We start from the raw sequence: 7,700 nt of genomic DNA, 5'->3' as shown, positions 1-7,700 counted from the left end.
GTGTTGTCATTACCCCACATTACCCTACATTGTAATTCTTCTACTTTTCGGATAGGCTCTAAATCCATAAGTTTTGAGTCTTAAGTATTTCCATATATTTATAAATACCATGTGTGAAGTAAGATTGTTCTTTAAATCTTTCACTACATATTTCTTTATTAAGCAGTCTCAACTCATCATTATAAATATAGTATGCACTACCATTTTTTAATTTGTTATTTATTTTTTGGACTTTTCCGATTTTATATACTGGACAGAGATTTTCTAGTTTTTCTTGGAGTTCTTTAAAATTATTTGGCGGTATAGTGCAGACAAGATTCCAATCCCCCCAAGAAAATGCTGCTGTTAAAGACTTTACCCCTGATTTCATAAAAATGTCTTTATAAATTGAATCTATCTCTTCCTCATTAATTGTAATCACAAAATCTAAATTGTTTTGATATGCAAGCTCATAACAACAAGATACGATACTATCTGAATTATCCATACATGCGGTTGCGAGATTATTTTTTGAAATTATCTGACCTTCTTCTAATCTTGGTATAGGCTTATTTAAAGCTGTATCCAATCTTTTTCTATATTTAGCTGGAATTTCTAGTTTGTTCAATTTAGAAAAAACGGCAGCCCAAAAAGCTCCTAATTCTCCTATTACTACGATTAAATCACCTTCATTGCTACCCTGCCTTTTTAAAATTTTTTTACTATTCACTGAACCTAGCGCAGTACCTGTACATGAGAATTCCTCTCCGTCTTTCATATTTCCACCTAATATATATGTATCATTTGCCCGACAACAGTCCTCTACTCCCTTTAGAAATCGTTTGAATTCGCTAACTTCCATATCTGGTGGGGCCACAACAGAGAGTAATAGACCAAAAGGAGACGCCCCCATTGACGCTATATCGCTCAAATTAATCAACACGGAATACCATCCGTATGTATAATAATCAGGATCTCCGATTAGCCAAGATACTGGTAGTGGTGTGGGATCAATTTTCCAGACAATTCTATCCTCTAACATATTTGAAGGAAAATCAACACAATCATCTCCAAGAGCATATGGAAGTTTTTCTGGCTGTTTATGGAAGGGAAAAATTATTTTCCTTAAAATTTCAGTCTCACCTAATTCAGACAGCTTTTTATTGTTCTCATTCAATTTATCAGACATAATCATAATTGTTTAAAAATATATTTTTAATGATTCATTTTGGCTTTAAATCTTCTAAATTACATCCTTGTAATTTCTCAGCTATTAGTCCTAAAGAACCAAGGCAATATAAGGAATTGCATTCAGGAAAATGTAACAAACCATGTGAAACTAAAAATAATGAGCTTAAATATTCTGCCTTTTTGTTTTTCCAAATACAGAATTCCATAGCCTTTTTTCTGATATACCAAATTATTCTATAAGCCTCTAGAAAAAATCTATCTTTATCTATAGGGAACAAAGCCTCTATTTCTTCAAAATTTTTAAAATCTACTAGCTGTTTTTCAAATTTCATACATTGTGTTAATGGAAGGGTTCTACTCATTTGGAAAAATTTTATTGAAGCCTCCATTAGAACATAATCTTTCAAAGCATGTTTTTTATTAGCCCATTCAAAATCAATTAATCTAGGTTCCAAATTCTTATTTACAATAACATTTTTTGGATGAAGATCCCCATGGATATTTTTTACTGTTATTTTCGTTTGTTGCGAGAAACCACCAAAATCTTTCATGAATTTCAAGGGATTAATTACTTCAACTCCGAAAAATTTAATATATTCAATATCTGATGATCCAAGCCAAGAACAAATCAATTTTTCACTTTTGTTGCCACGCAAATACCATTCATATTCTTTTAATAGAGAGCTACATCTCTGTATTGTTCTCCCTTCATTAAGATTCTCTAATTCATCCTCATAAAGCTTCTTGAAAATTTCAAGCTTTTTATTAACAGATAATACATCAGAGAATAGTACCTCATCTAACTCTTTAGATTTATCAATATCTTGAATTGTAAAGGCGCCAGCATGATTCAAAATAAGCGCTCCAATTCTACCTTCATATTTTGGTGGATATAGTTGCGTGCGTATATTGTGCTTAAGATTCTTTTCCCACCCATCATAGTCCCTAGAGATATATTTCTTATCAGCAATCTTTAATACGAATACACGTGATCGCGTCCTATTATCTTTGTTGATATAATAAGCAATAAAAAGTTTAGTTTTTCGTTTTCCAATTCGTTCCAAAGGCTGTAAGATTACTTTAAAATTACCTTTTTTATAGATCTCTTTAGATACTCTTTTTATTAATATTTCTTCATTTTTATTAAGTATATTAATTTCCAATTCTAAATGTAGACCAGAATTTTTCAACCTAATCCCTGTCTTCTTTAATCTCGAAATTTCTTGGAAGCACTACTCGGTTTTTTCTAAAGTAATCAATTGTTTCAATTAATTTTTTTTCATATCCATATTCTCTCCAATCCCATGGAGATTTTAAGTCAAAAAATTCTACTAATTTTTTACGAAAATGCTGAGATTGTAACTTACTTGTTGGGGATGCAATAAAGAACATATTATTTACATGTCTATATAATAAATATTCTTTTCTTTGCTTTCCTAATAAAAGAGCACTCTCTAAATTTTGAAGTGATGTGATGTCTTTCCCTAATAAAAACTCTGGAGGTATTGCCGATGGAACTGGCACCAAGTGTATATGCGCATGATAGATTCCACATCCCCCACCGATCTCCGGGGATGTTCCGTGTTCAAATAAAACTGTTTTTCCAAATCTAACGAGCTTATTTTCGAGATGTTTAATTATCTTATTTAATTCTTCTATCCGTTTTTCAGGTATTTCTGCAAAAGAGTAATAATGTTCTTTGGGTAAAATCAATAAGCTACCAAGGAATAACTGACCGATCGTTGGCATTACATTAAAATATTCATTTGAGAATATAATTCTCTGGGTATTCCCATAAATTTTTGAAAATCTTGAAAAACTAAAATCCTCTAGCTCTATGCAGAAATCACATTTTGAATCTAGTTTTCTATGGAAATTCATTCCATCTTCCATACATTTTTATTATGTTTCAAAGATTAAATACTTTTGCCTTATAGCATTACTTTCACGCGTGAAAGAGGCAGCTACTAATTCGTAGTTAACCATCTAAGTTTAACTGTTTTGTGGAGAGGTACAATAGTATATATAGAATCTATTTTAATATAAGTTAAATACAATTACAATATGTTGCACTCGCTCATGTTATACTTCACACTAACCCCTCTATGAACTCTGGCAATAATTCCCTAAATGATCTATTGTATAGGGTTAAAACTAACTCTATACAATTTATGCAGACCAAAACGGAAAATCTCTTTAATCCTAATCGATATCTATTATCGGATGAAGCCAAGAAAAGATTAAGGTGGATGTATATTCTCTGCCACGAATCAAATAATAGCATCACTCAGGCCTCCAATAAGATCGGCATCTCCAGAGAATGGCTATCTAAGCTTAAAAACAAGTTTGAAAACAATCAGAAAGATCCAAGAAGCTTGGAGCCTCAATCGAGAGCCCCTCACCACACTGCTAACAGGAAAAGAATCTCTCAGGAAATAGAAAATAAGATTGTGGAGATGAGGAACAAGCATCCTTGGGGCAAAGAGAAGATTAGCGCGGCAGTATCCAACCGTTACAACCTTAAGGTTTCCCCTCCTACGGTCAACCGGTATCTTCACAAGCATAAATTGATTAATCCTAAACTCTCTCAAAAGAACAAACAAGCTTGGGAGAACAAAAAAGAAAAAGAAAAGCAATTAATTTTAAAGGTAAGACCACCCAAAGATATTAAAGACTACAAACCCGGGGCTTTAGTGGAAAAAGACATGAAATTGGTACCTAGGATAAGCCATTCTAAAGGAAAATACCGCTATAGTAAAGAATTCTATTATCAACACAGCTTTATTGATTCTTTCACTCGAATAAGGGTGGTTGAACTTACCAAAGACTCTTCAAGCCATAAAGCGGTTAAGGCTTACCAGAAAGTTAAAACAAAATTTCCTTTTTCCATTGCTTCTCTTAACAGCGATAATGGAGGAGAAAACGAAGGAGAATTCAGAGAAAAGCTTAAAAAAGAAAGTGTGATCCATTTTTATTCCCGAAGCGGCACGCCTACTGATAATCCGAGGGTCGAGAGATCGCATCTGACCGATGAAGTGGAATTTTATCAGCAAGGAGGAATCAAAAACACTTTTTCTGAACAAACTAAAGCCCTGAGAAAACAGGATGACACTTACAACCTCTTGAGACCGCACCAAGCTTTAGGCTACTTAACACCCATGAAGTTTTACAAGCTTTGGAAAAAGAATCCGAAAGAAGTCTACCAAATTACCGAGAAGTGGCAGAAATATCTCAGAAAGCAAAGAAAAAGATTGGCTAATTCCCGAAAAATGAAAAACAAAGAACAAATTGAAAAACTGATGGAGTTTATTGATACTAAGCTGGGACAAGAAACCCGTCAAAGAAGTCCTAAATTATCATTAAGTAAGTGTGAATTATGTTTGTGAGCTTGAACACTGATGGGGTCTCTCAAAATTATAGGTCTGCTCCCATTTCATGATTTCTTCTTTTTGTTTTTCGAAAGTATTCATAATTTTTCCTTGCTGATAAAATTCCCGCTCATCAGTTAAATGCGACCTTTCTACTCGCGGGTTATCTGTCGGCGTACCCGCGCGGGAATGAAAATGTAAAATATTTTCTTTTTCTAATTTTTGACTAAATTCTCCTTCGTTTTCGCCGCCATTATCGGAATTTATTCCCGCGATAGGAAAAGGCAATCTTCGTTTATTCTCGTCAAAAGCTTTTTTGGATTCACGGCTAGTGGCTCCTTCGGTTAAAGCTAATATCCTGATACGGGTAAAAGAATCAATTAAAGTGTGCTGTGAGTAGAAATATTCGCTAAATCTGTATCGAGCTCCAATAAAGCTTACTTTAGGCACTAATTTCATATCTTTCTCTATCAGCGCCCCCGGTTTCCAGTCCTTAATTTCCCTAGGAGGCCTGGCTTGCATTTTTAAGCTTATCCTTTTATCTCTTTCTTTTTTATTCTGATAAGCTTGTTTGTTTTTCATTGAAATTTTCGGATCAATCAGCCGGTGCTTGTGCAGATACCTGTTGACGGTCGGGCCGGAAACCGGCAAAAGATGTTTTCCGGAAACCACGCTCGCGATTTTATCTTTGCCCCAGAAATGTTTTTTTCTAATCTCAATAATTTTCTTTTCTGTTTCTTCGGAAATCCTTTTTCTATTATCGGTATTCCGCGGGGAGCGGGATTGCGGTTCGAGACTTCTTGGGTCTTTATCGTTATTTTCAAAAATATTTTTAAGTTTAGAGAGCCATTCTCTGGATATTCCTATTTTATTGGCTGATGTTGTAATATTATTATCGCTTTCATAATAAATGACATACATCCATCTTAATCTTTTTTTAGCTTCAGGAGAAAGATGATAGCGGCAAGGGTTTAGAATGTTTTCGGCTTTATTTTGCATAAATTGTATAGAGTTATTTTTAACCATATACAATAGCTGATTAACAGGGTTTTGGCTAGGATTCATAGTTTAGGGTGCTGTGAAGTATATCATGAACCAGTGCATCAGGCTCTGGGATATTTAACCCCGATGGAGTTTTATGAACTTTGGAAAAAGAATCCGGAAGAAGCTTACAAAATTACGGCATACTGGCAAGCCTATCTGAAAAAGCAAAGCGCACGATTAGCCAGTTCAAGGAAAATCAAAAAGAAGGAACAGATAGAAAAACTGATGAATTTTATTGAGGCTAAATTAGAGCAAAAAACAAATCTAGAAATCTATAAGTTACCATTAACTAACTGTGAATTATGTTCGTGAACTTGCACAGCTAATTGTGTCTAGGTTCTTTTAACGAATATCTTTGATTCATTTTTTCTCTTAAATAATATTCTACTTTTTCAAAATTGTACATTCTTTTTTCCGAATATCTTTTATCTAAATCCCTGATTTTTAGGAAGATCAATTTCAACGCGGCATCAGAGGTGGGAAAACTGCTTTTGTTCCTGATTACTCTTCTAAATTCTCGATTCATCCGTTCACTCCAATTAGTGGTATAAATTGATTTTCTAATTTCTTGAGGGTATTGAAGAAACACCGTGAGTTTGTAAAATTTTTCATTCCAAGATTTCGTAATTGAAGGATAAAGTTTCTGCCATTTTTCCGTGAGATTTTTTAACTCCTGCTCGGCTTGTTCCGCCTTAGTTTGGGTATAGATCATTTTCATATCTTCAGCTAACTCCTGCTTGTGTTTCGGTTTAGCTTTGGCCAGCTGGAGCTAGACTCGGCCGCGCCCAGATTGTACAGTCCGATAAACTCTCTTTGTCCGGCCATCGTTACCCCCACCACTACATAAATCGCTTCATTGTCCACAGTATCTCTTCTTATCTTCTGATGCAAAGCATCAATGAATAAGAAGGCATATTCCGTAAGCAAGGGGCGCTTGATCCAGCCTTTAAATTCATCGTTGATTTGCTTGACGACATTGCTGACAGTTTGCCGATTAAGAGTAAAATTGTATAAGGAATTAAGCAGATCGGAAATATCTTTAGTAGAAGTGCCTTTAGCGTACATGCCGATAATTAACTGTTCCACCCTGTCCATTTTGGTTTCCCGTTCCCCGAAAAGTTTAGTCTGAAATTCTCCGTTACGATCCCTTGGCACGGCAAGATCCTCGATTCTGCCGGCGGAAGTGTCTAATTTTCGAGAATAAGACCCGTTTCTTTTATTGGCAGTATTTTTAGCTGTCCTGTCTCCATTGCCATATCCCAGCTTAATTGCTAACTCTCCCTGCATGATTGACTCCAGCCCTTTCTTAAAAATTCCGAGCATTATTTCATCCTGCTGAATTTCATAGGGAATATGCTTATCCAATCCTAAATCCTGAATTAGTTTATCAATTTTATCCATAGTGTTTGGGGTTAATAATTATTTTATTATTATACTCCAGACACAATCTATTTTACACTATCACCAGCCCTTGAGGCTCAAACATGATATTTAAAGCTACTAAAGTCTATTAAAATAACCCATATATTCTATCGGTTGCTTTATGTTCCTGATGCCTCCTTTGGGATTTTCTACATCATTTTTATATCTTGGAATAATATGCATGTGAAAATGGAGTATTGTTTGTCCTGCATCCTCACCGCAATTTATACCTACGTTATATCCATCGGGCTTATACTTCGTATCTAACATCTCTTTTGCCTGATTTATAATTTCGTGAAGATATTTAAACTCAGATTCATACAGACCAAATAAATCAGTAGTATGTCTTTTAGAAATGATTAGTAGATGTCCTGGATTAACAGGGTGCACATCGAAAATAGCATAAAAATATTTATTTATTAATAACCTAGAGTCTATTGTGATATTGCAGAATAAACAACCACTCATACAGTATCCTCTTTCGACAAATCCTAATATCTGAACAGCATTCCATATATCTTAATCCTAATTACTAGTATCATTGAACTTCCAACGTGCTGATTAATATTTAAATTACTGGTCGTTCTCATGCTCGTTGGGTTTTGAGCACTTAATGGAATACCAAAGCGTCCGAGGGAAGTAGGAACAAATATTATCAGCATCACCCCTTATTCTTCACCTCGAACCATTCTTTGA

9 protein-coding genes are annotated in these 7,700 nt (G+C 34.6%); 2 read left to right on the top strand and 7 right to left on the bottom strand.

Annotated features, from left to right (window positions below; translation table 11 throughout):
- Nucleotides 1–58: 58 nt before the first annotated feature.
- Genes ANME2D_RS11835 through ANME2D_RS16995 form a run of 3 tightly spaced genes read right to left on the bottom strand, consistent with a single transcriptional unit; the run spans nt 59 to nt 3,063 of the window.
- Nucleotides 59–1,168: a thiamine-phosphate kinase gene (locus ANME2D_RS11835; protein ID WP_048092064.1), complete on the bottom strand. Its 1,110-nt coding sequence runs from the start codon at nt 1,166–1,168 to the stop codon at nt 59–61.
- Between the two features lie 34 nt (nt 1,169–1,202).
- Nucleotides 1,203–2,333 carry a hypothetical protein gene (locus tag ANME2D_RS11830; protein ID WP_157834107.1) on the bottom strand — a complete coding sequence of 377 codons (1,131 nt, stop codon included), beginning with the start codon at nt 2,331–2,333 and terminating at the stop codon, nt 1,203–1,205.
- A 28-nt stretch (nt 2,334–2,361) separates the two neighbouring features.
- Nucleotides 2,362–3,063 (bottom strand): HIT family protein, encoded by a 702-nt coding sequence (locus ANME2D_RS16995; protein ID WP_052368891.1) that lies wholly within the window; start codon nt 3,061–3,063, stop codon nt 2,362–2,364.
- A gap of 278 nt (nt 3,064–3,341) precedes the next feature.
- Between ANME2D_RS16995 and ANME2D_RS11820 the strand changes: the two genes are divergently transcribed.
- Complete coding sequence (locus ANME2D_RS11820) at nt 3,342–4,556, top strand: integrase core domain-containing protein (RefSeq protein WP_157834106.1); 1,215 nt, start codon at nt 3,342–3,344, stop codon at nt 4,554–4,556.
- Here ANME2D_RS11820 and ANME2D_RS11815 read toward each other — a convergent pair.
- Nucleotides 4,545–5,537, bottom strand: a complete 993-nt coding sequence (locus ANME2D_RS11815; protein WP_157834105.1) for an integrase core domain-containing protein — start codon at nt 5,535–5,537, stop codon at nt 4,545–4,547. The genes ANME2D_RS11820 and ANME2D_RS11815 overlap by 12 nt on opposite strands.
- Nucleotides 5,538–5,683: 146 nt before the next feature.
- Between ANME2D_RS11815 and ANME2D_RS18150 the strand changes: the two genes are divergently transcribed.
- Entirely contained in the window at nt 5,684–5,821 is a 138-nt protein-coding gene (locus ANME2D_RS18150; protein WP_157834104.1) for a hypothetical protein, read from the top strand.
- Nucleotides 5,822–5,904: 83 nt separating this feature from the next.
- On the opposite strand, the gene ANME2D_RS11805 is transcribed toward ANME2D_RS18150, so the two are convergent.
- The 3 genes from ANME2D_RS11805 to ANME2D_RS11795 form a co-directional block, all read right to left on the bottom strand.
- Nucleotides 5,905–6,294, bottom strand: a complete 390-nt coding sequence (locus ANME2D_RS11805; RefSeq protein ID WP_241763368.1) for a transposase — start codon at nt 6,292–6,294, stop codon at nt 5,905–5,907.
- A 14-nt stretch (nt 6,295–6,308) separates the two neighbouring features.
- Complete coding sequence (locus ANME2D_RS11800; RefSeq protein ID WP_048092045.1) at nt 6,309–6,983, bottom strand: IS256 family transposase; 675 nt, start codon at nt 6,981–6,983, stop codon at nt 6,309–6,311.
- Nucleotides 6,984–7,082: 99 nt separating this feature from the next.
- Nucleotides 7,083–7,472, bottom strand: coding sequence for an HIT family protein (locus ANME2D_RS11795; RefSeq protein WP_048092043.1), 390 nt, complete (start codon nt 7,470–7,472; stop codon nt 7,083–7,085).
- Between the last annotated feature and the right edge of the window lie 228 nt (nt 7,473–7,700).

Source organism: Candidatus Methanoperedens nitratireducens, from assembly GCF_000685155.1.
In the GTDB taxonomy this organism is placed as follows: Archaea; Halobacteriota; Methanosarcinia; order Methanosarcinales; family Methanoperedenaceae; genus Methanoperedens; species Methanoperedens nitratireducens.
Note: the sequence above shows the minus strand (reverse complement) of the source record. Positions and strands in the feature narration are given on the sequence as shown.

Excerpts from the sequence above, each read along its gene's own strand:
- ANME2D_RS11835 (WP_048092064.1), bottom strand. The coding sequence starts at position 1,168 with ATGTCTGATAAATTGAATGAGAACAATAAAAAGCTGTCTGAATTAGGT.
- ANME2D_RS11795 (WP_048092043.1), bottom strand. The coding sequence starts at position 7,472 with ATGAGTGGTTGTTTATTCTGCAATATCACAATAGACTCTAGGTTATTA.
- ANME2D_RS11800 (WP_048092045.1), bottom strand. The coding sequence starts at position 6,983 with ATGGATAAAATTGATAAACTAATTCAGGATTTAGGATTGGATAAGCAT.
- ANME2D_RS11820 (WP_157834106.1), top strand. The coding sequence starts at position 3,342 with ATGCAGACCAAAACGGAAAATCTCTTTAATCCTAATCGATATCTATTA.
- ANME2D_RS11815 (WP_157834105.1), bottom strand. The coding sequence starts at position 5,537 with ATGCAAAATAAAGCCGAAAACATTCTAAACCCTTGCCGCTATCATCTT.
- ANME2D_RS11805 (WP_241763368.1), bottom strand. The coding sequence starts at position 6,294 with ATGATCTATACCCAAACTAAGGCGGAACAAGCCGAGCAGGAGTTAAAA.
- ANME2D_RS16995 (WP_052368891.1), bottom strand. The coding sequence starts at position 3,063 with ATGGAAGATGGAATGAATTTCCATAGAAAACTAGATTCAAAATGTGAT.